Raw genomic sequence first — 25,035 nt, 5'->3', positions numbered from 1 at the left:
GGTTCAGCGCACCGTCGGCCGGTCCTCCTCCGCCTTGCGGGCCGGCGGCGTGCGCGAGAGGAACAGGCCGAACACCGGCGGCTGCGCCTGGAGCAGCTCCAGGCGTCCCCCGTCGGCCTCCGCGAGGTCGCGGGCGACGGCGAGGCCGATCCCGGTGGAGTTCCGTCCGCTGATCGTCCGCTCGAAGATCCGCGCGCCCAGGTCGGCGGGGACCCCGGGGCCCTCGTCGGTGACCTCCACCACGGCCTGGTTGCCGGTGACCCGGGTGCGCAGCGCGACGGTGCCGCCACCGTGCATGAGGGAGTTCTCGATCAGCGCCGCCAGCACCTGGGCGACCGCTCCCGGCGTGCCGACGGCGTGCAGATGCCGCTTGCCGGAGCTGACGATGGCCCGGCCGGCGCTGCGGTAGGCGGGCCGCCACTCGGCGAGCTGCTGCTGGATGACCTCGTCCAGGTCGAAGGTGACGGCGGAGCCGGTGCGCGGGTCGCGCGAGTTCGTCAGCAGCCGCTCGACCACGTCGGTGAGCCGCTCGACCTGGGTGAGCGCGACGTTCGCCTCTTCCTTCACGATGTCCGGGTCGTCCGTGAGGGTGATCTCCTCCAGCCGCATCGAGAGCGCCGTGAGCGGGGTGCGCAGCTGGTGGGAGGCGTCGGCCGCCAGGCGCCGCTCGGCGGTCAGCATGCGGCCGATCCGCTCGGCGGAGGAGTCCAGCACATCGGCGACCCGGTCCAGCTCGGGGACGCCGTACCGCTTGTGCCGCGGGCGCGGGTCGCCGGAGCCGAGCCGCTCGGCGGTCTCCGCGAGGTCGGTCAGTGGGGAGGCGAGCCGGTTGGCCTGGCGGACGGCCAGCAGCACGGCCGCGACCACCGCGAGCAGCGCCACCAGGCCGATGATCAGCAGGGTCCGGCCGACCTCGCGGGTCACCGAGGAGCGCGGCTCCTGCACGGTGACCGTCTCGCCCTCCTCGCCCCGCTGGGTGGCGCGGATGACATCGCCCTGCGGCTTGGTGCCGATCTCTATCGGCGCCTGCCCGGGCATGCGGATCACCGCGTACTGGTCCTTGCTGACCGGATTGCGCAGCACGTCCGCGTTGACGTTCTCCGCGGCGAGGATCCTGCTGTCCACGATGCTGGCCAGCCGGATCGCCTCGGAGTCCACCCGCTCCTGGGCGCTGTTGCTGATCGTCCGCGTCTCGACGATCACCAGGGAGATACCGAAGACGGCGATCACCACGAGGACGACGGCGAGAGTGGACTGGATGAGACGTCGGCGCATGTTCCGTTACCTGAGGTGATCGCTGGGCCCCGGGAAGGGCTCACCCGGGGAGGGGCTCAGCTCTTCTCGAAGCGGAAGCCCACGCCTCGTACGGTGGCGATGTAGCGGGGGTTCGCCGCGTCGTCGCCGAGCTTCTTGCGCAGCCAGGAGATGTGCATGTCGAGGGTCTTGGTGGAGGACCACCAGGTGGTGTCCCAGACCTCGCGCATCAGCTGGTCGCGCGTGACGACCCGGCCGGCGTCCCGCACCAGCACCCGCAGCAGGTCGAACTCCTTGGCGGTGAGCTGGAGTTCCTCGTCGCCCATCCACGCCCGGTGCGACTCGACGTCGATCCGTACCCCGTGCGTGGCCGGCGGCTGCTGCGGCTCGGCGGCACCGCGCCGGAGCAGGGCCCGTACCCGGGCGAGCAGTTCGGCGAGCCGGAAGGGCTTGGTGACGTAGTCGTCGGCGCCCGCGTCCAGGCCGACGACGGTGTCCACCTCGTCGGCCCGCGCGGTCAGGATGAGGATCGGCACGGTGTGGCCGTCGGCCCGCAGCCGGCGGGCGACCTCCAGGCCGTCCATGCCCGGCAGGCCCAGGTCCAGTACGACCAGATCGACGCCGCCCTGCATTCCGGCGTCCAGCGCGGTGGGTCCGTCCTCGCGCACCTCGACCTCGTAACCTTCCCGGCGCAGGGCGCGGGCCAGCGGCTCCGAGATGGACGCGTCGTCCTCGGCGAGCAGTACACGGGTCATGAGGTGATGGTAGACCGCCCGCGCACGGTGCTGGGGTGTGATCGCTTCCAGGAACTCTTACCTTGTGACGGCACTGGTACGGACCATCACTGTGGGGATGAGACCGTAGAAGAGACCTTCGATTCCGGTCCTGTGGTTCCCCCGACACCTGTGATCCGTGTCTCAAGTCCTTCCATATCCGGCCGTGTCCTGCCGTATGGTGACCTGAACGCCTGTAGTACACCGGGGACCTTTGGCGAGCACTTGACGCTGAGGGTCTCTATTTGTGTGCGGGCCGACCAAGATCAAGCCTTGGCCGGCCTTGAAAGGAATGACCTCTGGCCGGGCTCCGCAGCGCATCGACGCGCGTCGGGGCGTGGATCCCGGTGGTCGCCGTCCACCGCTTCCGAGACCCGGACGCGGACTCCCCTCGGGCGTTGGGGGCGGACGACCGACCGTGCCGGTGCCGGCCACACCCCCACCGGGCGCGCAACGCTCGAAAAGCGCGTCCCGACCAGCAAGGAACGACCATGGCGTCCAGCCTGACGAAGGACTCGGTCCGCCCGGGCACCCCCGGTTCCGAGAAGACCTTCTTCGGCCACCCCCGCGGCCTGGCCACTCTCTTCATGACCGAGATGTGGGAGCGTTTCTCCTACTACGGCATGAGGGCTCTGCTTCCGCTGTACCTGGTGGCCCCGGGCGGCCTGCACCTGAGCGCGGGCACCGCGACCGCGATCTACTCGGTGTACGTCTCGCTCGTGTACCTGCTCGCCCTGCCCGGCGGCTGGTTCGCCGACCGTGTACTCGGCCCCCGCAAGACGGTCGCCGTCTCGGGCCTGATCATCATGCTCGGCCACCTGTGCCTCGCGCTGCCCGTGGCCGCGAGCTTCTTCGTCGGCCTGGGTCTCGTCGCCATCGGCTCGGGTCTGCTGAAGGCCAACATCTCCACGATGGTCGGCCACCTCTACAAGGGCCCGGACGACGCGCGCCGTGACGGTGGTTTCACCCTCTTCTACATCGGCATCAACCTCGGTGCGTTCGCCGCTCCCCTGGTCATCGGCACCGTCGGTGAGAACGTCAACTGGCACCTGGGCTTCGCGCTGGCCGCGCTCGGCATGGCGCTGGGTCTGGCCCAGTACCTGCTCGGCGGCCGCCACCTGAGCCCGAAGAGCAGCGAGGTCCCGACCCCGCTGACCGCCGAGCAGAAGTCCGTGACCCTGCGCAAGGGCCTGATGTGGCTGGCCATCGCCGCGGTCTTCTACGGCGTCGTCGGCGGCACCGGCCACTTCACCCTGAACTGGGCGCTGATCCCGCTCACCCTCATCGGCCTGATCGTGCCGATCCTGGTCATCGCCCGCATGCTGCGCGACAAGGACCTGGACTCGGGCGAGAAGTCGAAGGTGCGCGCGTACATCTGGTTCTTCGCCGCCGCCGCCGTCTTCTGGATGATCTACGACCAGGGCGGTTCGACCCTGTCGCTGTTCGCCGACGGCTCGGCCAAGAACTCGATCGCCGGCTGGACGTTCCCGGTCTCCTGGTACCAGTCGGTCAACCCGGTGATGATCATGGCGCTGGCCCCGGTCTTCGCCTGGGCGTGGCTGTGGCTGAACCGGCGCGGCAAGGAGCCGAGCACCATCGTGAAGTTCGCCTCCGGCCTGGTGCTGATCGGTGCGTCCTTCTTCCTCTTCCTCGCCCCGCTGTCGATCGCCGAGGGCGGTCACAAGGCCGCGGCGATGTGGCTGGTCGCGATCTACTTCGTGCAGACCGTCGGTGAGCTGACGCTGTCGCCGGTGGGTCTGTCGGTGACGACGAAGATGGCGCCGAAGAAGTACGCCTCGCAGATGATGGGCGTCTGGTTCCTCGCGGTCACCGCGGGCGACTCGATCACCGCGCTGGTGTCCAACCCGGCCATAGGCGGCGTCAACCTCGACAAGATGGGCTTCGTCGCCCTGGAGGCCGTGCTCGCCGTCATCGCCGGTGCGGCGGTGTGGATGTACCGCCGGAAGGTCAACAAGCTCATGGGCGACGTCCACTAGTCGCTGCCGCTGGGCTCGGCCGACAGAGGGCCACCGCATCCTCGGGATGTGGTGGCCCTCTTGGTGTGCCGGGGCATGGCCAAGCGCCGTCGGGGGCGATCCCGGTGCGCGGCCAGAGGTCCGTCCTGGCTTGTCGCGCGGTTCCTCGCGCCCCTGGGTCGGCTATCGCGTCCTTCGTCCCGGCAGGAACGTGAACACCGCGCCGCCCAGCAGGATCGCCGTGCCCGCCACCAGGCCGAGGGCCTTCAGGGCGCCGTGGTCGCTCGCGCCGGTCTCGGCGAGGCCGCCGGAGCCGGAGGTGCTGCTGCCGCCGGCCGAGCCGCCGGAGGTGGACGTGCCGCCGGACGCCCCACCCGGCTGCTGACTGGTGTCCAGGGTGAGTGAGACCTCTGTCCTGGTCGGTGTGCAGGTCGTGGTCGTGCCGAGCGCCTTGACCGTGAGGACGCCCGGGGACAGCGTCGAGGTGCCGCTCGCGCCGGGCTTGTAGGTCCCGGTGAGGTCGGGGATCTCGATCGGGTCGCCGGACTTGATGTCCTTCGCGTTCGTCGGCCCCTCCACATGCACCGTGCCCTTGTCGGAGCCGCCCAGCACCACCTCCATGGACGGCTTCACGGAGCCCTTCGGGATGTCGGCGGGGCTGTTCATCACCGACTTCTTGAACTGCACGGTGAGGTCGAAGTTCCCGCCGTTCTTCTTCGCGTTGATCTGCACCGGCGAGGTCGCGTTCTTGTCGCCGATCGGCGTCTTGCAGGCGTAGGGGATCTGCACCTCCTTGCCGGTGAAGTCGGTCTGCCCGCTGCCGCCGCTCGAGGTCGCCGTGGGACTGGCGGACCGGGTGGCAGTACTGGACGGGGTCGGTGTCGTCGACTGCGTCGGCGTGCCGGTGCTCCCGCCGCCGCCCCCGCCCGTCACCTGGATGGTCGCCGCCTTCTGCACGGTCTCCTTGGGCGTGCACTTGGTGTCCGTCGACATCGCGTTGACGGTGTACGCGTCGGGAGTCAGCGTCACCTCGCCGGCCGTCGTCAGCTTGACGCTGCCCTTCATGTCGGACAGCACCATGGCGGCGCCCTTGGGAATCGGGGGGTTCGTGCGGGTCCCCTGCATCGCGATGTCGGCGGCCTGTGCCCCGGCCGCCTTCAGCACGCCGGACGGCTGGACCGAGTTCGCGGGCAGGTCGATGATGTCGGGGTTCTTGGACGCGGCCTGGACGAACTTCCACACCACGTCCACCGTGTCGCCGACCTTCGCCGTGGCCGGCGCGTCGATCTCGACCTTCGTGGTGCCGTCGATCGGGCTGATGCCCGCCGGCGGCACACAGTGGGTGGCGTACGCCACCTCGGCCGCCTGCGCGGGGCTCGCGGCGAGGCCCAGCAGGACGCCCGCACCGCTCAGCGCCAGCGCGGCGCCCGCGGCCGTACCTCTCCTTCGGATGCTCACGTCGGTCCTTTCGTGGTGGGAGTCGTCGGACTCGTCGGGCTGTCGGGGTGCGGTGCGGAGAGCCGGCCGGCCGGGTCGCCCGGGACGGAGTCCGGGGCGAACCACGGCAGGGTCGGGTTCGTGGGGGGCGGTTCGGCGGTACGGCGGCCGGTGCGGGGCAGCCGGGGCAGGCGCGGCGTCCGGGCGGGGCGGGCGGCACCCGGGCGGCGCGGCCGCACCCGGTCCACCACGGCCATGCCGATGCGGAACAGCGCGGCCGGCACGACCAGGCAGAGCAGGATCCAGAACAGCGTCACGCCCCAGGGGCGGCCCACGCCCCACGGCTGTTCGGCGAGGACCCTGCCGTCGTACTTCAGGGTGACGGTGTAGTCGCCGTGCGCCCCGGCGGACAGCTCGACCGGCAGCCTCACCTCGGCCTTCCGGCCGGGGGCCAGGGTGCCGTGCCACTGCCGGTCGTCCCACTGCGGGGCGAAGACGCCGTGCGCGCTGCCGACCTGGAAGACGGGGTCCTTGATCGTGCTCGTGCCGGTGTTGCCGACGGTGAGCACGAGGCTGCGGCTCGGCGGGGCGCCGAACCAGGTCAGCAGCCCACCGGCACCGGTCAGCCGGACATCGGACAGCACGGACAGCCGGCCGGCGGACGATTCGGCGGGCAGCGGGGCGACGGGATGCCCGGCGACCTGGAGGACGGCGTCCGCCTCCGCCCCCGCGCCGGTGACCGTGGCCACGTGCACCACGCAGGGGCAGGGCACGGGCGGTTCGGCGACCGGGAGTCGCCGGCTGAAGGCGCCCTGGGCATCGGTGGTCACGGCCCGGCCGTCGCCGTTGGCGCAGGAGTTGGTGCCGCCGATGACCCCCCGGGCCGGTGTGGCCCGCCCGCACACCAGCAGCATCAGCAACGTGTGCGACCGCCAGCCGCTGCCGCTGACGGTGACCGAGCCGCCGGTGCCGGCCTGGGACGCCGACAGTCTCACCACCGGCCCGTCCGCCGCGTACGTCTGTCCGCCGCCGGTCAACACAAGCAACGCGAGCACCGCCAGCATCGCCGGCACCCGCAGGATCCCCGCCTTGCCGCTCACTTCACTGCGCCTTCCGTCAACTCACCACCGGGGTACGGGAGCCCGGCGTCAACAGGGCCCCGTGCACTCCCGGTCACCGGAGCACCGGCCGCCGGAGTGCCGCTGCGACGCCGACGGGCGGCGGTCGGCACCGCCACCCCCGCGAGCAGTACGACGCCCGCCCCCGCCACCGCCGGCCACGGCACGAACCGGGCCGACGTGGTCGCCGTGTCATGGGCTCCGCCCGGGGCCGTGACCGTCAGCCGTACGTCGACCGCGTCCAGCGCGGGCCGGTCGGGCCAGGGCTCGGCGAGCCGCACGCGGGCGCCTGGGCGCAGGTGGACGGGGAGGGTGCGCGGCGCCCGGTCCAGGACCCGGCCGAGGACACCGTCGGCGCGCACCGAGAGCCTCGGCACGAGGACGGTCGTACCGCGGTTGACCAGCTCGTACGTGATGCGGTCGGCGTGCACGGCGAGGTGCTCGACGGTCAGCGCGGCGAGCGCCGGGCCACCGACGCGCAGCCGGACCGGGACGGTCGCCGTACGTCCCCGCGCGTCCCGCGCGACGACGGCGCCGGGGCGGTCGCCGGGCGCGGCCCCGGCCGGCACGGTCACCGTGAAGGGCACCTCGGCGCGGGTGCGGGCCGGGACGCGTATCCCGCTCTCCGCCTGCTCGGCGAAGACCGTGCGCAATCCCGTTCCGGACAGCCGTACGACGACCGGCGCCCGCCCGGGGTTGGTGACGGCCACCGTGTCCTGCAGGACCGCCCCCGGCGGACCCTCGGCGTAGAAGGAGGGGCGGCCACCGCCCGCGGGCGCGACGGACCACCGCGCGGACGCGGCGGCGGCCCCGGATGCGGTGGAAGCCCCGGGCGCGGCGGAGGCGCCCGCCGCGGCACCCAGTACGGCGCACAGGCACAGGGCCGCGGGCAGGGCGGCGCGGGCCGGAAGCGATGCGTGGGTCCGGGGCGGGCACCGATGGCGGGTCAGGGCGCGGGCGGCGGACGGCATGGGCGGCTCCGGCGGTTGGCCTGGGTTTCGGCGGGGCTCGGCTTCGGCAGTCGGGCTTGGGGGCTTCGGCGGTGGCTCACTTCGGCGCTCGGCCTCAGGCCTCGGCGGTGACTCCGCTTTCGGCGGTGGGCCTGGGGCTTCGGCGGTGGCTCGGCTCTCGGCGGTCGATCTGGGGCGGACGGCTTGGGGGCTTTGGCGCTGGCTCGGCTCTCGGTGGTCGATCTGGGGCGGACGGCTTGGGGGCTTCGGCAGTGGTTCGGCTTCGGCAGTCGGTCTGAGGGCTTCGGCAGTGGTTCGGCTTCGGCAGTCGGTCTGAGGGCTTCGGCAGTGGCTCGACTTCGGCGGTCGGGTCTGGGGGCTTCGGCAGTGGCTCGACTTCGGCGGTCGGGTCTGGGGGCTTCGGCAGTGGCTCGGTTTCGGCAGTCGGCCTCAGGCCACGGCGGTGGGCCTGGGGCTTCGGCGCTGGCTCGGCTCTCGGTGGTCGATCTGGGGCGGACGGCTTGGGGGCTTCGACGGTGGTTCGGCTTCGGCAGTCGGGTCTGGGGGCTTCGGCAGTCGGGCCTGGGGGCTTCGGCAGTGGCTCGGCTTCGGCAGTCGGCCTCAGGCCTCGGCGGTGGCTCCGCTTTCGGTGGTCGGCCTGGGCTTCGGCGCTCGGCCGGGGCTTCCGTGGTCGTCGGGCCAGGTCAGCGGCGGGACGGCTGGTTGCGGCGGGTCAGCCAGAGGGCGCCTGCCGCGCCGGTGAGGAGCACCGTGCCGCCGAGGGTGCCGAGGGCGATCGCGGAGTCCTCCGGGCCGGTCTGCGGGAGCGTTCCGCCGGTGGAGGAGCCGCCGGAGGACGAGGTCGACGACGAGCCTCCTGCCGCGGTCACGTCCAGCGTGAGCCCCGGCCCGGGGCTGTTGGTCGGCGTGCAGGTCGTCGTCGTACCGAGCGCCTTGATGACGAGCGTGCTCGGGGTGAAGGTGACCTTGCCGGTCTTCTTCGGCGTGTACGTACCGCTCAAGTCGCTGATCTTGATCGGGGTGTTGGCGGGGATCGCGGCCGCGTTGGCGGGCCCGCTGACCGGCAGCGTGCCGCTGTCGGCGCCGCCGAGCCGGATGCTCGCGCTCGGGGTCATCGCGCCCTTGCCCAGCTCGACGGGGCTGGAGGAGACGCCCTTCTGCCAGGACATGGTGATCCGGTAGCCGCTGCCGCTCTTGACACCCTTGATGTCGATGGGCGAGACGGCGCTCTTGACGCCGATCGGGGTCTGACAGCGGTAGTTCACGTCGACCACGTCGGCGTGGGCGGCCGGCGCGGACAGCAGCACCACCGAGCCGGCCAGTGCCGCGGCGGACGCGAGCGCGGCGGTTCGTTTCGGGTACGACACGATCGGTCCACCCCAATCCCTTGCGACGACATTTCCTGACGACATATCAGATTCGGCCGTCAAGGTACGCCCGGCGCCGCGAGGAGGGAAGACGCATCACACGCCGGAGTTGTGGTGATCCGGCGTGTGTGACGCGTGGCCGGAGTGGAGGCTGGGCAGTGGCGTCAGGCCCTGCGCAGCACCTCCGGCAGGCCCCAGCGCCGCAGCACCTCGGGGACGGCGACGGTGCCGTCCGGCCGCTGGTGCTGTTCCAGGAGGGCCGGCACCAGACGGCTGGTGGCCAGTCCCGAGGCGTTGAGCGTGTGGACGTACGCCGCCCTGCCGCCGCCCGCCGGGCGGTACCGGATGCCGCCGCGCCGGGCCTGGTAGTCGCGGGCGTTCGACACCGAGCTGACCTCGGCGTAGGCGCCCAGGCTGGGCAGCCAGACCTCGACGTCGTACGTCTTGGCCTGGGCGGCGCTGGTGTCCCCGGCGGCGAGCCGGGTGACCCGGTGGTGCAGACCGAGGTCCGCGACCAACTGCTCGGCGCGGTGCAGCAGTTCGAGCTGGGCCGCGTCCGAGTCGGCGGGCCGGGTGAGCTGGAACAGTTCGACCTTGTTGAACTGGTGGCCGCGCAGGGTGCCCCGCTCGGCGGTGCGGTAGCCGCCGGCCTCCTTGCGGTAACAGGGCGTGAAGGCCACGTACTTGAGCGGTAGCTCGCGCTCGTCGAGGGTCTCGTCCTGGTGCAGGGCGGCGAGCGCGGTCTCGGCGGTGGGCAGCAGGAACCGCTCGGGACGGCCGTCGGCCCCGCGGTCCGTGACGAAGACGTCGTCGGCGAACTTCGGGAACTGGCCGGCGGTGTAACCGGCCTGCCAGGTGAGCAGGTGGGGCGGCAGCACGAAGGTGTAGCCGGCCCGGCGGTGGCCGTCCAGGAAGTGGTTGAGCAGCGCCCACTCCAGCGCGGCGCCCTCGCCCCGATAGACCCAGTTGCCGCTGCCGGCGAGCGCGGCGCCGCGCCGGTGGTCGACGAGTGCGAGCTCCTCGGTGAGCCGGACGTGGTCCCGGGGCGCGAAGCCGAACTCCGGACGGGTGCCCCCGGTGCGGACGACCTCGTTGTGTTCCTTGCCGCCCGCGGGCACGTCCGGATCGGGTAGGTTCGGCAGGCCGTCGAGGAAGGCGCGGTGCTCGGTCTCCAGCCTGCCGTGCGCGGCCGTCGCCTCGGCGACCCGGTCGGCCAGTTCGGCGGCCCTGTGGAGGAGTTCGTCCGCCGGTTCGCCGGTCCGGCGGCGGGTCGCGATGTCCGCCGAGACGCGGCGCCGTTCGCCGCGCAGCCGCTCCAGGGCCGTACGGGCCTCGCGCAGCCGCTGGTCGAGCGCGAGGAAGGCGTCGAGGTCCACGTCCAGGCCGCGTTTGGCCAGGCCTTCGCGGACGCGTCGGGGGTGCTGTCGGATGAGGGTGACGTCAAGCATGGTGCTGCCCAACTGGTCGGCGGGGCGGCACGGTCCGCCCCGGGTCGGTCCCTCGGGGCGCGGGCGAGAGGGTGCTCGCGGTGCCACCACGCCTTCGCCGTCGTACGACGGCCTCTTCGGGCCCGATGACGGGGGCCGGCCGGCGGGGCATTTCCTCCCCGCACTCGGGAGTGGATTCACCCGGGGTGCGAGGCCGCCTTCACAGCGGGTGGCGGCTCTCTCGGCTCGCAGGGTCCCGGGCTACTTGTCTCCGTCAGCGCGTTGCGGCCAGGGTAGGCGGCGCCGCTTCCGACGGAAATCGATTTTCCGGGCGCCGCGGGCAGGCGGAAACCGGATGGGCCGATCCGCCGGGAACCCGGCGCCCTACGCCGGAGCGCCCAGCTCTGCCCACACCGTCTTGCCCGGGCGGCCCGCGGCGCGGACGACGCCCCAGTCCAGGCACAGCCGCTGCACGATGAACATGCCGTGGCCGCCGGGGCGGCCGGCGCGATGGGGGGTGCGGGGGGTCGGCTGGCCGGTGCCGCGGTCCGAGACCTCGATCCGGATCACCTTTTTGTCGCAGGCCAGGAGCAGTTCCTCGGGGCCCTCGGCGTGCAGGCAGGCGTTGGTGACCAGTTCCGAGACGACGAGCAGCACATCCTCGGCCGCGGCCCGCTGGTCGGCGCCGGCGGCGGGCAGCCAGCCCCACGCGTACAGCGCCTGGCGGGTGAAGTCGCGGGCGAGCGGGACGACCCCGCTCTCGCCCTGCAGGCCGATCCGGCGGACCTGCGGCCCGCCGGGGCCCTGGGTGCCGTCGGGCGGCACGGACGGCGCGGCTGCCCCCGTGGGGACGCCGGCCGGCGGCGCACCCTCCTCGGACGCCCCGGAAGCGCCGCTGGGCTCCGGGCCGCGGTCGCCCGGCGAGTAAGGCCGGGTGGTGCTCATCAGCGCTTCACCTCACCGAATCACCAGTTCACGATGTCATGATTCAAAGGACCGGCACTGGTGTGTGCCGGCCGGTCCGTACGTCGTCCGCCCGCTGTCCGTACGTCGTCCGCCGCAGTCCGCGCGGGGTGTCCTGCTCGCCCGTCCGTCGCACGTACGTCCCGTCCGGTCGTTCCGCCGGTCCCGGGGCGGTCCGGGCCGGCGCTCGTCAGAGGGTGCCCCGCCTTCTCCTGCCCTCTCCTGCCCGGCCGATCCGGTACAACACCCCTGATTTCGGCGTGCCCGGAGCGAACGCCCGCGGCCGTCGGGACACGGGAGGGCGGGGACGGCGGACTCAGTCGGCACCGTCGGCCAGGGCGGCCTCCACGGAGTCGTGCACGGTGAAGACCGCCTCCGCGCCGGTGATCTCGAACACACGGGCGACCACCGGCTGCATCCCGGCCAGATGGACCCCGCCACCGGCGGCCTCCGCCTTCAGCCGGGCACCGAGCAGGACGTTCAGGCCCGTGGAGTCGCAGAACTCCAGTCGTGTGCAGTCCACGACGAGGCGCGAGAATCCCTTGTCCAGAAGGTCGTCAAGGGGCTCGCGCAGAAGATCGGCGGTGTGGTGATCGAGCTCACCCGCCGGTGTCACAACGGCGCTGGAGCCCTCTTCACGCACCTCCACCAGAAGCCGGCCCGACTGTGCGCTGCCGACCGTCCCGTGGTCCATGCCGTCTCTCTCCCGAGGTCGTGGACGCTGACTGCTCTCGAACATTACGCCCTCCAAGCGCACTCCGGCACCCGAAGAACCTCACGGAAGTGGACATATCACAACAGAACGCACTTGCGATCGCCTCCGTCGAGCGGGTAGGGCTAGTAGGAACATCTTTCGCTACACGCCGGCTTTGGAGGCGCCGCACACCGCAGTGCACGTATCGGCTTCGGCAGCCATATGCCGAGAACGATGGAGGACACCATGTCACCCCGGCTCGACGCATCGCATACCCCGATCGCGACGTCGACACCCCCACCGGAACAACTGGATCATCCCATCGACGCCCTCGACCCCTTCGAGGGACTTCCGGAGATCCCCCCGTACGACGAGATCGGCCCGGTCGATGCTCGGGCCCTGTCCAAGACCCTCTTCGAGCGCCTGGAGTCGCTGGAGGAAGGGACGCACGAGTACTCGTACGTCCGCAACACGCTCGTCGAGCTCAACCTCGCGCTCGTGAAGTTCGCCGCCTCCCGCTTCCGCTCCCGCAGCGAGCCGATGGAGGACATCATCCAGGTCGGCACCATCGGCCTGATCAAGGCGATCGACCGCTTCGAGCTCGCCCGCGGGGTGGAGTTCCCCACCTTCGCGATGCCGACGATCATCGGCGAGATCAAGCGTTTCTTCCGTGACACCTCGTGGTCCGTGCGCGTTCCGCGCAGGCTGCAGGAGCTGCGCCTGGACCTGGCCAAGGCCGGGGACGAGCTGGCCCAGCGGCTGGACCGGGCGCCGACCGTCCCGGAGCTGGCCGAGAAGCTCGGCATCTCCAACGACGAGGTCGTGGAGGGCATGGCCGCCTCGAACGCCTACACCGCCTCCTCGCTGGACGCCCAGCCCGAGGAGGACGAGACGGAGGGCGCGCTCGCGGACCGCATCGGGTACGAGGACCACGGCCTGGAGGGCATCGAGTACATCGAGTCCCTCAAGCCGCTGATCGCCGAACTCCCGCAACGGGACCGGAAGATCCTCTCCCTGCGTTTCGTGGCGAACATGACCCAGTCGGAGATCGGCGAGGAACTCGGCATCTCCCAGATGCACGTGTCCCGGCTGCTGGCGCGCACGCTGGCACGGCTGCGCAAGGGTCTGACACTCGAGGAGTGACCTCCGCGTCGCCCCTGTGACGCCTTCCTCAGCGGTCCGGCCACCGGTGCCGGGCCGCTGCGGCGTCTCCGCCGTCGGCCCACCTCTCCGTCTGCCGCGAGTAGCCAGGAATCCGTCCGTCATTCCCGGTTCTTTGCGGACCTTGGGGCCAACTGGCTCCGGGATACCAACCGTTACGTGGTTACCCAGAGTAACCCCTTTTCCCGGCCGGTCCCCTCGACCACTATGGCCCACCGAACCGGCTACTGGCCGGTATGTGAGACCGGGGCCGCAACGACGCGGTGCCCCGGGGTGCGAGGAGGCTGGACGCATGGCTGAGGGGGACGGCACCGGGACGGGCGGAACCGAGGCGGGCGGCACCGGGACGGGCGTGGAGTACGAGGACGCGCCGGACGCCCGGCTGAGCGAGCTGCTCCGCTCCCCCACGGCGACGGCGTACCCCGCCCTGCAGGAACTGCGCCGCCGGCACCACCCGGCGGTCCTGGCCTACGCCCGGCTGTGCGCCGCGGGCGAGTCCGCCGCCCGCCGGCTGGCGGCCGAGGTCCTCACCACGGCGGCCCGCGAGACGGCCCGGGGCGTCGACCCGGCCGTCCCGCTGCGCCACCGGCTGCTGCTGCTCACCGCACGGCTCGCGGCCGGCTGGGCGCGCGACGAGCGCTCCGCGGGCGTCGACCCCGGACTGCTGCTCGTCCTGAACGCGTCCGGCCTGCCCGAGGGCCCCACCCCGCCCCTGCTCCCGGCGTTCCGCTCGCTGCCCTCCCGCACCCAGGGCCTGATCTGGTACGGCGTGCTGGAGGCGGAGCCGCAGCACCGCACCGCCGCCTTCCTCGGCCTGAGCGGCGTCGACGTGGCCTACGGCACCCCGCAGGCCCTCAAGGCCCTGGCCCAGGCCTGCCTGCGCGACCGTCTCGCCGCCTCCGACGACCCGCAGTGCGCCGACTTCCGCCGGCTGATCGAGGAGGCGGTACGGCCGGACGGCCCGCGGCACAGCCCCGACCTGGACGCCCACATGGCCCGCTGCCCGCACTGCACGGCCGCGTTCGAGGACCTGCGGGCGCTGCGGGACGCGCCCCGGGAGACCCTGGCGGACGGCCTGCTGCCGTGGAGCGGGGCGGCGTACCTGCGCGCCGGGGACCCCCCGGCCGCTCCTGGCGCTCCTGACGCTCCTGGCAACCATGGCGCTCATGGCGCTCCAGGGGCCTCTGCCGTACGTCCGTCCTGGCCGCCCCGGCGGCGCGTCCTGCTGGTCTCGGCGGCCCTGGGCGTGGCCCTGACCCCGCTCCTGGTGTTCGCCCTCACCCCGGCACACACCGACGACCAGCAGCCGACGGCCGCGACGCCCGCGCCGCCACCGGTGACGGTGACGGCGACGGTCTCCGTCACCCCGTCCCCGTCTCCCTCGCCCACCAAGTCCCCCTCGTCCAGGCCCCCTTCGCCCACACCGAGTCCGTCGCGCCCGGCCACGCACCCGCCGCACACCCAAAAGCCCACTCCCACGCCGACCCCGTCGTTCGCCCCGCCCGGCACCTCCTTCGCCCAGGTGGTGAACCTGGCGACGGGCCGCTGCCTGGACATCCGCGACGGCGATCTGTCGCAGGGCAACGACGTCGTCACGGCCCCGTGCTCCTCCGCCGACACCCAGCGCTGGCGGTTCGACACCTACCTGGGCGTGCTGCGCTCCGCGGCCGACGACCGCTTCTGCCTGGACAGCCGCGGCTCGACCGACCGCGGCGTGGGCATCTGGACCTGCGACTCGGTCTACAGCGACAACGGCGACAACCTCCGCTTCACCATCGACCCCGACGGCACGATCCGCCCGGACATCGCCATCGAGACGGCGGTGACCCCGGACGGCGGACACGACGTCTCCCTGGAGCCCCTCGACGGCAGCGGGGAGCAGCGGTGGCGGGCGGGGGCGCAGTGAGGCGGGCCGCTGTCCGTGCGGCGCCGTCCGCGCGGCGCTCCCCGCTCAGACCACGCGTTCGCCGCGCCGCCACACCCCGCTGACCAGGGGTACCCCCGGCCGGTAGGCCAGGTGGACATGGCTGGGGGCGTCCAGGAGGGTGAGGTCGGCCCGGGCGCCGGGGCTGAGGCGGCCGATGTCGGTGCGGCGCAGGGCCGCCGCGCCGCCCGCCGTGGCCGCCCAGACCGCCTCGTCCGGGGTCATCCGCATGTCGCGCACGGCCAGGGCGATGCAGAAGGGCACGGAGGAGGTGAAGGACGAGCCGGGGTTGCAGTCGGTGGACAGGGCGACCGTGACGCCCGCGTCCAGCAGGCGGCGGGCGTCCGGCCACTCGGCACGGGTGGAGAACTCGGCGCCGGGGAGGAGGGTGGCGACGGTGTCGCTGTTGGCGAGGGCGTCGACGTCCGCGTCCGTCAGGTGGGTGCAGTGGTCGGCGCTGGCCGCGTCGAGTTCGACGGCCAGTTGGACGCCGGGGCCGTAGGAGAGCTGGTTGGCGTGGACGCGGGGGTGGAGGCCCTTCGCCCTGCCCGCCGTGAGGATCGCGCGGGCCTGGTCGCCGTCGAAGGCGCCCCTCTCGCAGAACACGTCGATCCAGCGGGCGTGCGGCGCGCAGGCGTCCAGCATCTCGCCGGTGACCAGGGCGACATAGGCGGCCGGGTCTTCGGCGTAATCCGGGGAGACGATGTGCGCACCGAGGTACGTCACCTCGTCGGTGTGCTTCGCCGCGAGGCGCAGGGCGCGGGACTCGTCCTCGACGGTGAGGCCGTAGCCCGACTTCGTCTCGAACGTCGTCGTGCCCTGGCGGAGGGCCTCGTCGAGGTAACGGGTGAGGTTGGCCTCCAGTTCCGCGTCGCTCGCCGCCCGGGTGGCCGCGACCGTGGTGCGGATGCCGCCCGCCGTGTAGGAGCGGCCGGACATGCGGGCGTTGAACTCCTGCGTGCGGTCTCCGGCGAAGACCAGGTGCGAGTGGGAGTCCACGAAGCCCGGCAGCGCCGCCCGGCCGCCCGCGTCGACCCGGTTGTCAGTGGCGGGTGCTTTGCTGGATTCACCGGTCCACGCGACGCGGTCGCCGTCGATGACGACGGCCGCGTCCTGGATCAGACCGAGGGGGGACCCGTCACCGAGGGAGGGGTCGTTGGTGACCAGCGTGGCGATGTTGGTGATGACGGTGCTGCTGCTCATGGTGTCCTCGTGGGTGGCCGGAGGGGGGTCGGCGGACTTCGGGCGCGCGGTGTTCAGCCGCGCAGGGCGTCGATGGCGTCCGCGAGCGCCGACGGCACATCGGGCACCAGCGTGTGCGCCCCGTCGCGTACGACATGCCGCCCGCCCACGACCGTGTGCCGTACGTCCGCCCCGCTCGCCGCGAATACGGCCGTCTCGGCGCCCAGCCGGGGCAGCGGGCCCGCTGTCCTGACCGAGTCCAGGGCGATCGTCGTGAAGTCGGCGAGGGCGCCGGGTTCGAGGGTGCCTGCCTCGTCCCAGCCGAGGGCGGCGTGGCCGTCGGCGGTGGCGGCCCGCAGCAGGGCGTCCGCCGTCCAGTGCCCCCGGGTGCGGGTGCGCAGCCGCTCGTTCAGCTCCATCGCGCGCGCCTCTTCCAGCAGGTCGATGACGGCGTGGCTGTCGGAGCCGAGGGAGAGCGGGGAGCCGGCCCGCTGCAGGGCGGTCGCCGGGCCGATGCCGTCGGCCAGGTCGCGCTCGGTCGTCGGGCACATGCAGGTGCCGGTGCCCGAGCCGCCGAGCAGGGCGATGTCCTCGTCGGTGAGGTGGGTGTTGTGCACACCGGTGGTGCGCGGCCCGAGGACACCGTGGTCGGCGAGCAGCCGGGTGGGGGTGCAGCCGTACGCGGCGAGGCAGGCGTCGTTCTCCGCGGTCTGCTCCGACAGGTGCACGTGCAGCGGGGCCCGCCGCTCCTCGGCCCATCCCGCCACGGTGGCCAACTGCCCGGCCGGCACGGCCCGCACGGAGTGGATCGCCGCCCCGATCCGCGCGTGGTCCCGCTCCTTGAGAACTGCACAGCGTTCGGCCCAGGCCTCCGCGCTGCCGTCGGAGAACCGCAGCTGGTGGGTGTTGGGCGGCTCACCGAAGCCGGAGGACAGATAACAGGTGTCGAGGAGGGTGATCCGGATACCGGCCTCGGCGGCGGCGTCGATCAGCGCCTCACCCATGGCGTTGGGGTCGGCGTAGGGGGTGCCGCCGGGCGCGTGGTGCACGTAGTGGAACTCGCCGGCACAGGTGACGCCGGCCAGCGCCATCTCGGCGTACACCGCGCGCGCCAGGGCGTGGTAGGTGTCCGGGGTCAGGTGGCCGGCGACGGAGTACATCACCTCCCGCCAGGTCCAGAAGGTGCCGCTGCCGACCTGGACGGTGCCGCGCAGCGCCCGGTGGAAGGCGTGGCTGTGGGCGTTGGCGAGCCCCGGCAGGGTGAGCCCGCGCAGCACCTCGGCGCCGGGCGGCGGGGCGGGCGTCCCGGTGCGCACGGCGCCGATCCGCCCGTCCTCGATCTCCAGCGCGACTCCCGGCTCGACCCGGTCGCCGAGCCAGGCGTGCTCCAACCAGTAGGTCCGCTTGGTCACCTGCAGGCCAGCCCTTCCAGTACGTCGGCGAGCGCGCGCACCCCGGCCACGCAGTCGTCCTCGGCGGCGAACTCGGCCGGGGAGTGCGAGACACCGGTGGGGTTGCGCACGAACAGCATGGCGGTCGGAATGCTGCCGGAGAGGATTCCGGCGTCGTGTCCGGCCCCGGTTCCGAGGACGGGCACCTTCAGGCCGGTGTCCTTGCCCAGGATGCGGCCGAGCTCGTCGCGCAGGGCGTGGTCGAACTCGACGACCGGGGTGAAGGACTCCCTGACCACGTCCAGGTCGATGCCGTGGGCGTCGGCGTACGCACGCGCGGCCTTCTCCACGCCGCCGACCACCGTGTCCAGGGTCTCCTGGTCGGCGGCGCGGGAGTCGAGCCAGCCGCGCACCAGGGAGGGGATCGCGTTGACCCCGTTGGGCTCCACGGCGATCTTCCCGAAGGTGGCGACGGCACCGGCGAGTTCGGCCTCGCGGCGGGCGGCGAGCACCGTCTCGGCGTAGGACAGCATCGGGTCGCGGCGGTCGACCAGCCGGGTCGTGCCGGCGTGGTTGGCCTCGCCCCGGAAGTCGAACCTCCAGCGCCCGTGCGGCCAGATGGCGCTGGCGATGCCCACCCGGTCCCCGGACAGGTCCAGGGCCCGTCCCTGCTCGACGTGCAGCTCGACGAAGGCGCCGATCCGGGCCAGCCGCTCCGGGTCGGCCCCGATGCCCTCGGGGTCGTACCCGGCGGCCTCCATGGCCTGCGGGAGGCTGACCCCGTCGGCGTCGGTGAGCCGGTGGGCCTGCTCGACGGTCAGCTGCCCGGCGGTGAGCCGCGACCCGACGCAGGCGAGCCCGAACCGGGCCCCTTCCTCGTCACCGAAGTTGACGATGGCCAGGGGCCTGGCGAACCGCGCGTTCCTGCTCCGCAGCTCATCGAGGGCCGCGAAGGAGGACACCACACCGAGAGGGCCGTCGAAGGCACCGCCGTCGGGCACGGAGTCCAGATGGGACCCGGTGACCACGGCATCCCCGGCGGCGGGGTCACCGAGCCAGGCCCACTGGTTGCCGTTGCGGTCGACCTCGTAGGTCAGCCCGCGTGCCTCGGCCTGTTCCCTGAACCAGGCCCGGCAGTCGGTGTCGGCACCGGTCCAGGCGTAGCGCCGGTAGCCGCCGGAGGCGGAGCTGCGGCCGATCGGCAGCAGCTCCGCCCACATGCCGTGGAAACTCACGCGTCGTCACCCTCGCGCATGGGCACCCGGACACCGCGCTCCTCGGCCACCGACTCCGCGATGTCGTACCCGGCGTCCACGTGCCGGATGACGCCCATGCCCGGGTCGTTGGTGAGGACGCGCCGGATCTTCTCGCCACCCAGCTTCGTACCGTCGGCCACGGTCACCTGCCCGGCGTGAATGGACCGCCCCATGCCGACGCCACCACCGTGGTGGATGGAGACCCAGGACGCACCGGAGGCCACGTTGACCATGGCGTTCAGCAGCGGCCAGTCGGCGATCGCGTCCGACCCGTCGAGCATGGCCTCGGTCTCGCGGTACGGCGAGGCCACCGAACCGCAGTCCAGGTGGTCGCGGCCGATCGCCAGCGGAGCGGCCAGCTCGCCGGAGGCCACCATGTCGTTGAAGCGCTCGCCGGCCTTGTCGCGTTCGCCGTAGCCGAGCCAGCAGATGCGCGCGGGCAGGCCCTGGAAGTGGACGCGCTCACCGGCCATCTTGATCCAGCGGGCCAGGGACTCGTTCTCCGGGAACAGCTCCAGGATCGCCTTGTCGGTCTTGGCGATGTCGGCGGGGTCGCCGGACAGGGCCGCCCAGCGGAAGGGGCCCTTGCCCTCGCAGAACAGCGGGCGGATGTAGGCGGGGACGAAGCCGGGGAAGGCGAACGCCCGGTCGTAACCGGCCAGTTGGGTCTCGCCACGGATGGAGTTGCCGTAGTCGAAGACCTCGGCGCCGGCGTCCATGAAGCCGACCATGGCCTCCACGTGACGTGCCATGGACTCGCGGGCACGGGTGGTGAAGCCGGCCGGGTCCTTGGCGGCGGCGTCGGCCATGTCCTCGAAGGCCACGCCGACCGGCAGGTAGGACAGCGGGTCGTGGGCGGAGGTCTGGTCGGTGACGATGTCGATGGGGGCGTTCATCGCGAGCAGCTGCGGGACCAGTTCGGCCGCGTTGCCGAGGACGCCGATGGACAGCGGGCGGCGGGCGTCACGCGCCTCGGTGGCCAGCTGCAGCGCGTGGTCGAGCGAGTCGGCCTTCACGTCCAGGTACCGGTGCTCGATGCGGCGCTCGATGGCGCGCGGGTCGCAGTCGATACAGATGGCCACACCGTCGTTCATGGTGACGGCCAGGGGCTGGGCGCCGCCCATGCCGCCGAGGCCGGCGGTCAGGGTGATCGTCCCGGCGAGGGTGCCGTTGAACTTCTTCGCGGCGACGGCGGCGAAGGTCTCGTAGGTGCCCTGGAGGATGCCCTGGGTGCCGATGTAGATCCAGGAGCCGGCGGTCATCTGGCCGTACATGGTCAGGCCGAGGGCCTCCAGACGGCGGAACTCCTCCCAGTTGGCCCAGTCGCCGACCAGGTTGGAGTTGGCGATCAGGACGCGCGGGGCCCATTCGTGGGTCTGCATCACGCCGACCGGGCGGCCGGACTGGACCAGCATGGTCTCGTCCTGCTTGAGGGTCCTCAGGGTGCGGACCATGGCGTCGAAGGAGCGCCAGTCACGGGCGGCCTTGCCGGTGCCGCCGTAGACGACGAGTTTGTCGGGGTGCTCCGCGACCTCGGGGTCGAGATTGTTCTGCAGCATGCGCAGGGCGGCTTCCTGCTGCCATCCCAGGGCGCTCAGTTCCGTGCCGCGCGGTGCTCGTACGGGGCGGGGTCCCGACATCGTCTGCCTCCTCCTGTTGCTATCTCTATTCACATCCTGTCCTCCTGAATAGAACTAGTCAATACATGGGGGCGACCCCGTCCGCCCGTCGCCGGTGTTTGGCTGGATGTACGCGAGACGGACACGAGGGGACACGAGGGGAGAGGCCGTGGTGCAAGACCTCGACAGGGAGGCGCGGGAACGCGCCGCGCGGCGGGACGAGGCGGTGCGGGCCGCCGTGGAGCAGGGGCTGCTGGGGCCGGACGCGGCCGTGGCCGGGCTGCTGGACGTGACCGGGATCCGCGAGTCGGCGGCGGCGCTGCGGGCGGCGTTCGACGCCGTCGTGCCGCCCGGGACACCGGTGCTGCACGCCTTCGCGGTGAAGGCGACCCCGCTGGTGCCGGTGCTGCGGCTGCTGAGCGAGGCGGGCATCGGCGCCGAGGTGGCGAGCCCGGGCGAGCTGGCGCTGGCGCGGGCGGCCGGGGTGCCGACGGCCCGGACCGTACTGGACTCGCCCGCCAAGACCCCGGCGGAGCTGCGCGAGGCGCTGGCCCTCGGCATCGCGGTGAACGCCGACAACCCACAGGAGCTTCACCGCCTGGACACCCTGGTACGGTCCGCCCCGACCAGGTCCCCGCTCGGCCTCCGGATCAACCCGCAGATCGGCGGCGGCACGATCGGAGCCACCTCGACGGCGACGGAGACCTCCAAGTTCGGGGTGGCGCTGCGCGACGAGGGGGCGCGCGAGTGGGTCGTACGGGCGTTTCTGGACCGGCCGTGGCTGACCCGGCTGCACGCGCACACCGGCTCGCAGGGCATCCCGCCGGCGCTGCTGGCGCGGGGCGTGGCCGAGACGTACGCGCTCGCGGAGGAGATCAACGAGCGGGCCGGACGGCGGCAGATCGACACGCTGGACATCGGCGGCGGGCTGCCGGTGAACTTCGCGGCCGAGGCGACGGCGCCCTCGTACGCGCACCACGCCCGGCTGCTGGCCGATCAGGTGCCGGGGCTCTTCGACGGGCGGTACGGGCTGGTGACCGAGTTCGGGCGGTCGCTGCTGGCCAAGCACGGGACGGTGGTGGCCCGGGTGGAGTACGCCAAGAGCGCGGGCGGGCGGCGGATCGCGGTGACGCACGCGGGCGTGCAGGTGGCGACGCGGACGGTGTACGCGCCGGGGGCGTGGCCGCTGAGGATCGCCGCGTACGACGCCAAGGGGCGGCCGAAGCCGGGACCGGAGGTGGTGCAGGACGTGGCGGGGCCGGCCTGCTTCTCGGGCGACCTGCTGGCGGCGGGGCGCGCGCTGCCCCTGCTGGAGCAGGGCGACTACGCGGCGGCGCTGGACACGGGGGCGTACTACTTCGCCCACCACTACGCCTACAACTCCCTTGTACGCCCGGGCATTTACGGCTTCGCGCCGGACGGCTCGGGAGGCGTCGCCTTCGCGACCGTACGGGAGCCGCAGACCATCGCCGAGGTGGTGGCGGAATCCGGCGGGGCGCACGCGGACGCACTCACCACCCTGCAAGCGCCGGGAAGCCGTTGACGCACCTCCGGCGCCCCTCCACCGAATGGATCAACTCGCCTGTCGCAGAGCTCAGTTGACCCACACTAGTACGCCGGACGCATGTTCCACTGGAAAATGCCAAAGGCTCCCCCTTTCCCGCGCACGGTGCGTAGTGTCGCTGTCACTCAGCCGGAGACCCAGGCGGGAGGGGAGCCACCGGTGCCCGGAATCGACGAGTGCCTGTTGGAAGCGATGCGACTGCCCGGTGCGCGGGGAGCGGCGCTGGTGGACTGGACGAGCGGACTGGCCCTCGGCACGGTCGGGGAGGCGCCCGGCGGCGATCACGAGACGACCGCCGCCGAGGCCGCCGAACTGGCCCGGATGGCCGCCGAGCACGGCGCCTTCGCGACCCGGGCCGACGACGGGCACCCGACCGTGGAGGACGTGATCGTCAGCAACCGCGACAGCTATCACCTGCTGCGGTTCGTGGACACGTCCTTCGACAGCAGCGTCTTCCTGCACCTGTGGCTCGGCCGCGAGGAGGGCAACCTCGCGCTCGCCCGGATCAGGCTCGCCGAGATGGCGGCCCGGCTGGTGCTGGGATGACCGTGACCCAGATACCTCCGCCGCCCCTGCCGGTGCGGGACACCTCGGCGGGCCGGGCCCTTTCGCCGATGCTGACCCGGCTCGCCGAGGAGCGGGCCACCGGCGTCCTGGTCCGCGAGCACGGCACCCTGCACCTCGCCGAGGGCCGCGTGGTGCACGCCGAGAGCCCGTTCGCCCCCGGTCTCGACCTGCTCCTCACGGCCCACGGCACCCTCGCGGCCGACGCCTGGCAGGGGGCCGCCGACCGGGCCTCGGGTCCGGCGCACGCCGCCGAACTCCTGCTGGCCTCCGGACTGTTGCCCGCCGGCGCGCTGGAACTGTGCCACCTGGACGCGCTCTACGACGCCGGGTACTTCGCCCTGGCGCCGAGCAGCACCCCGGGCCGCTTCCGGTACGACAACACGCCCCGGCTGGGCCCGCTGCCCTCGGTCCCGGTCGTCGCCCTGGAACGCGAGACGCTGCGCCGCCGGCTGCTGCTGCACCGACTGTGGCCCGACCCGGCCGCCGACAGCGCCCCGCTGATCCGCGCGGACCCGGTCGCCGCGCCGGTGGCCGCCGCACGGGCCGCCGCCGCGCCGGTCACGCCCCGGCAGCGGGCGGTCCTGGACCGCGTGGACGGCGTCCGCACGGCCACCCAGATCGCCCGGAACCTGGGCCGGCAGGCCTTCCACACGCTGGTCGACGTACGCAGGCTCGCCGCGGCCGGCCATGTCGCGCCCCGGGCACCCGTCGTCGCGGAACTCGCACCGCCGCCCCCACCCCAGGTCACCGACCCCGACATCGCGCTGCTGAAGAGGCTCAGGGATGCGCTGGAGGCACTTTGAACGGCACCGCCCCGCCGAGAGGAGAGAGCTGATGGCGTCCGAGAAGGACCTGGGGGCCGTCCAGGACGAGCTGCACCAGCTGCGCAACCGGGTGCCGCAGCTCACCGGCGCCCTGGCGGCGGGCGTCGACGGTCTCGTCGTCGCCCACGACACGCCCGGAGTCGACCCCGAGGGCCTCGCGGCACTCACCGCCGCCGCGCTCGGCGTCGCCGTACGGGTCGCCGACGCCACCGGCAACGGCGGCTTCCGGGAGCTGCTGGTGCGCGGCGAGCGCGGCTATGTCGCCACCTACGCGGCCGGCCGCACCGCCGTGCTGACCCTGCTCGCCGGGGACCGGGTCAACGTCGGCCGGCTGCATCTGGAGGGCCGCCGTTCCGGAGCCCGCATCGGGGAGCTGCTCGACGCCGCCGACGCCTCGGCCCGGGAGGCGGGGCGCGCCGGGCGGCCGCTGGGCGCCGTCAGCTCCGCACCCCCGGTCCGTACCCGCACGCCCCGCACGCCCCGCACGACCCGCGCCTCGAGCTCCGACGCGCGCACCGCAACCGACAGTTGAACCGTACGAGAGGATCCACCATGGCCAACACCGAGACCGCGCTGAAGGACGCCCTCACCTCCATCGAGGGCGCCACCGGCGTCGCGCTCGTCGACTACACCAGCGGCATGGCGCTGGGCACGATCGGCGGCAGCAAGACCTTCGACCTGAACGTGGCCGCCGCGGGCAACACCGACGTGATCCGCGCCAAGATGCGCACGATGGAGATGCTGGGCCTCAAGGGCGAGATCGAGGACGTCCTGATCACGCTGACGGACCAGTACCACCTGATCCGCCTGCTCAAGGGCCGCGGCGGCAACGGCCTGTTCCTGTACCTGGTCCTCGACGCCGCCCGGGCCAACCTGGCGATGGCCCGGCACCAGCTCAAGAAGATCGAAGCGGAGCTTGAGGTCTAGACCAGAGCCGCGGTACGGCGGCGGGCCCCGCCCGGGGCCGCGTCGCCAGCCGCGATGCCCGTGCCGCGCAGGCCCTTGACGGCCTTGCCCGCCGGGCTCCCTCCGCGCCGGTCCAGCCAGTCGACGCGGACCCACAGCAGCATCTCCGCGGCGCGTTCGCGGCGCCCGATCCAGGCGGCCTTCAGCCGCAGCCCGGTGCCGAGCCCGGCCAGCAGCATGCCGCCGGCCACGGGCACCGCGAAGGAGGAGCCGAGCGCCGCCACGAAGGCCAGCAGCAGCCACCAGCGGTGGCCCCGGCGCCAGTTGCGCACGGTCACCGCACGGTCCTGCAGCACGTCGTACTTGCCCGCGCGGGCCACGCCGCGGGCAAGGGCGCCGTAGCGGCCCCGCCGCACCAGTGCCACGGCCGCCGCGCCGACGAGGAACAGCGCGGCCCCGGCGAGCACCCCGATCCGCCGCCCGGTCAGCCCGGACGGCACCGCCCCGATTCCGGCGGCGAACACCCCGCACCACCACAGCGGGGCGGCCCCCGCCCGTACGACGACGGCCACCCGGGCCAGCCCCTGTCCTCCGCGCGCCACGTCAGCCTCCCGTGTCACGTGTCCACAGCGCTCGTGTCTCGTAAGGAAGCTAATAGCAG

At 72.9% G+C, this 25,035-nt stretch carries 22 protein-coding genes; 8 read left to right on the top strand and 14 right to left on the bottom strand.

The genetic code is table 11. The features are described 5' to 3' along the window. Window positions 1-3: 3 nt before the first annotated feature. Together FB563_RS18320 and FB563_RS18315 are read right to left on the bottom strand one after the other, a co-directional pair. Complete coding sequence (locus FB563_RS18320) at window positions 4-1,275, bottom strand: ATP-binding protein (RefSeq protein ID WP_055706511.1); 1,272 nt, start codon at window positions 1,273-1,275, stop codon at window positions 4-6. A gap of 56 nt (window positions 1,276-1,331) precedes the next feature. Further along, the gene (locus FB563_RS18315; protein ID WP_020940464.1) at window positions 1,332-2,009 is read right to left on the bottom strand and encodes a response regulator transcription factor; all 678 of its coding nucleotides are present in this window, start codon (window positions 2,007-2,009) and stop codon (window positions 1,332-1,334) included. A gap of 509 nt (window positions 2,010-2,518) precedes the next feature. On the opposite strand from FB563_RS18315, the gene FB563_RS18310 reads away from it, so the two are divergent. Further along, the gene (locus tag FB563_RS18310) at window positions 2,519-4,024 is read left to right on the top strand and encodes a peptide MFS transporter (RefSeq protein ID WP_055706510.1); all 1,506 of its coding nucleotides are present in this window, start codon (window positions 2,519-2,521) and stop codon (window positions 4,022-4,024) included. A 162-nt stretch (window positions 4,025-4,186) separates the two neighbouring features. On the opposite strand, the gene FB563_RS18305 is transcribed toward FB563_RS18310, so the two are convergent. The 7 genes from FB563_RS18305 to FB563_RS18275 all read right to left on the bottom strand — a co-directional run bounded on the left by FB563_RS18305 (window position 4,187) and on the right by FB563_RS18275 (window position 11,980). Beyond that, on the bottom strand, window positions 4,187-5,461 hold the full coding sequence (locus FB563_RS18305) for a hypothetical protein (protein ID WP_055706509.1): 1,275 nt from the start codon (window positions 5,459-5,461) through the stop codon (window positions 4,187-4,189). Beyond that, window positions 5,458-6,504, bottom strand: coding sequence for a hypothetical protein (locus tag FB563_RS18300; RefSeq protein ID WP_055706541.1), 1,047 nt, complete (start codon window positions 6,502-6,504; stop codon window positions 5,458-5,460). The genes FB563_RS18305 and FB563_RS18300 overlap by 4 nt, the downstream gene beginning before the upstream one ends. Before the next feature lie 32 nt (window positions 6,505-6,536). Then, window positions 6,537-7,529, bottom strand: a complete 993-nt coding sequence (locus FB563_RS18295; protein ID WP_063797079.1) for a COG1470 family protein — start codon at window positions 7,527-7,529, stop codon at window positions 6,537-6,539. A gap of 683 nt (window positions 7,530-8,212) precedes the next feature. Then, complete coding sequence (locus FB563_RS18290) at window positions 8,213-8,896, bottom strand: LPXTG cell wall anchor domain-containing protein (protein ID WP_055706508.1); 684 nt, start codon at window positions 8,894-8,896, stop codon at window positions 8,213-8,215. A 164-nt stretch (window positions 8,897-9,060) separates the two neighbouring features. Then, complete coding sequence (gene serS, locus FB563_RS18285; protein ID WP_055706507.1) at window positions 9,061-10,344, bottom strand: serine--tRNA ligase; 1,284 nt, start codon at window positions 10,342-10,344, stop codon at window positions 9,061-9,063. Window positions 10,345-10,707: 363 nt separating this feature from the next. After that, window positions 10,708-11,268: an ATP-binding protein gene (locus tag FB563_RS18280; protein ID WP_055706506.1), complete on the bottom strand. Its 561-nt coding sequence runs from the start codon at window positions 11,266-11,268 to the stop codon at window positions 10,708-10,710. A gap of 334 nt (window positions 11,269-11,602) precedes the next feature. Then, the gene (locus tag FB563_RS18275; RefSeq protein ID WP_055706505.1) at window positions 11,603-11,980 is read right to left on the bottom strand and encodes an STAS domain-containing protein; all 378 of its coding nucleotides are present in this window, start codon (window positions 11,978-11,980) and stop codon (window positions 11,603-11,605) included. A gap of 246 nt (window positions 11,981-12,226) precedes the next feature. Between FB563_RS18275 and FB563_RS18270 the strand changes: the two genes are divergently transcribed. Both FB563_RS18270 and FB563_RS18265 read left to right on the top strand, forming a co-directional pair. Further along, the gene (locus tag FB563_RS18270; RefSeq protein WP_055706540.1) at window positions 12,227-13,123 is read left to right on the top strand and encodes an RNA polymerase sigma factor SigF; all 897 of its coding nucleotides are present in this window, start codon (window positions 12,227-12,229) and stop codon (window positions 13,121-13,123) included. Between the two features lie 310 nt (window positions 13,124-13,433). Then, the gene (locus FB563_RS18265; RefSeq protein WP_142218795.1) at window positions 13,434-15,047 is read left to right on the top strand and encodes an RICIN domain-containing protein; all 1,614 of its coding nucleotides are present in this window, start codon (window positions 13,434-13,436) and stop codon (window positions 15,045-15,047) included. Between the two features lie 45 nt (window positions 15,048-15,092). Here the strand turns inward: FB563_RS18265 and hutI are convergent, their stop codons facing one another. The 4 genes from hutI to hutU are packed head-to-tail and all read right to left on the bottom strand — an operon-like array spanning window position 15,093 to window position 20,534. Next, window positions 15,093-16,268 carry an imidazolonepropionase gene (gene hutI / locus FB563_RS18260; RefSeq protein ID WP_055705250.1) on the bottom strand — a complete coding sequence of 392 codons (1,176 nt, stop codon included), beginning with the start codon at window positions 16,266-16,268 and terminating at the stop codon, window positions 15,093-15,095. Window positions 16,269-16,321: 53 nt separating this feature from the next. Then, on the bottom strand, window positions 16,322-17,659 hold the full coding sequence (locus tag FB563_RS18255) for a formimidoylglutamate deiminase (RefSeq protein WP_055705249.1): 1,338 nt from the start codon (window positions 17,657-17,659) through the stop codon (window positions 16,322-16,324). Beyond that, window positions 17,656-18,873 carry an allantoate amidohydrolase gene (locus FB563_RS18250; RefSeq protein ID WP_079048658.1) on the bottom strand — a complete coding sequence of 406 codons (1,218 nt, stop codon included), beginning with the start codon at window positions 18,871-18,873 and terminating at the stop codon, window positions 17,656-17,658. The genes FB563_RS18255 and FB563_RS18250 overlap by 4 nt, the downstream gene beginning before the upstream one ends. Next, a complete protein-coding gene (gene hutU / locus FB563_RS18245) occupies window positions 18,870-20,534 on the bottom strand; it encodes a urocanate hydratase (protein WP_055705247.1) in 1,665 nt (554 codons plus the stop codon). The genes FB563_RS18250 and hutU overlap by 4 nt, the downstream gene beginning before the upstream one ends. Before the next feature lie 106 nt (window positions 20,535-20,640). Between hutU and FB563_RS18240 the strand changes: the two genes are divergently transcribed. From FB563_RS18240 to FB563_RS18220, 5 genes are all read left to right on the top strand, one after another. Beyond that, the gene (locus tag FB563_RS18240) at window positions 20,641-22,056 is read left to right on the top strand and encodes a type III PLP-dependent enzyme domain-containing protein (protein ID WP_055705246.1); all 1,416 of its coding nucleotides are present in this window, start codon (window positions 20,641-20,643) and stop codon (window positions 22,054-22,056) included. Between the two features lie 180 nt (window positions 22,057-22,236). Beyond that, the gene (locus tag FB563_RS18235; protein ID WP_055705245.1) at window positions 22,237-22,623 is read left to right on the top strand and encodes a hypothetical protein; all 387 of its coding nucleotides are present in this window, start codon (window positions 22,237-22,239) and stop codon (window positions 22,621-22,623) included. Then, the gene (locus FB563_RS18230; protein WP_055705244.1) at window positions 22,620-23,447 is read left to right on the top strand and encodes a hypothetical protein; all 828 of its coding nucleotides are present in this window, start codon (window positions 22,620-22,622) and stop codon (window positions 23,445-23,447) included. The genes FB563_RS18235 and FB563_RS18230 overlap by 4 nt, the downstream gene beginning before the upstream one ends. 31 nt (window positions 23,448-23,478) lie before the next feature. After that, window positions 23,479-24,000 (top strand): roadblock/LC7 domain-containing protein, encoded by a 522-nt coding sequence (locus FB563_RS18225; protein ID WP_055705243.1) that lies wholly within the window; start codon window positions 23,479-23,481, stop codon window positions 23,998-24,000. Between the two features lie 20 nt (window positions 24,001-24,020). Next, entirely contained in the window at window positions 24,021-24,395 is a 375-nt protein-coding gene (locus FB563_RS18220) for a roadblock/LC7 domain-containing protein (protein ID WP_055705242.1), read from the top strand. Here FB563_RS18220 and FB563_RS18215 read toward each other — a convergent pair. Further along, complete coding sequence (locus tag FB563_RS18215) at window positions 24,392-24,976, bottom strand: hypothetical protein (RefSeq protein WP_199832764.1); 585 nt, start codon at window positions 24,974-24,976, stop codon at window positions 24,392-24,394. The two genes, FB563_RS18220 and FB563_RS18215, sit on opposite strands and share 4 nt — an antisense overlap. Between the last annotated feature and the right edge of the window lie 59 nt (window positions 24,977-25,035).

The organism is Streptomyces puniciscabiei (genome assembly GCF_006715785.1).
Lineage (GTDB): Bacteria > Actinomycetota > Actinomycetes > Streptomycetales > Streptomycetaceae > Streptomyces > Streptomyces puniciscabiei.
Note: the sequence above shows the minus strand (reverse complement) of the source record. Positions and strands in the feature narration are given on the sequence as shown.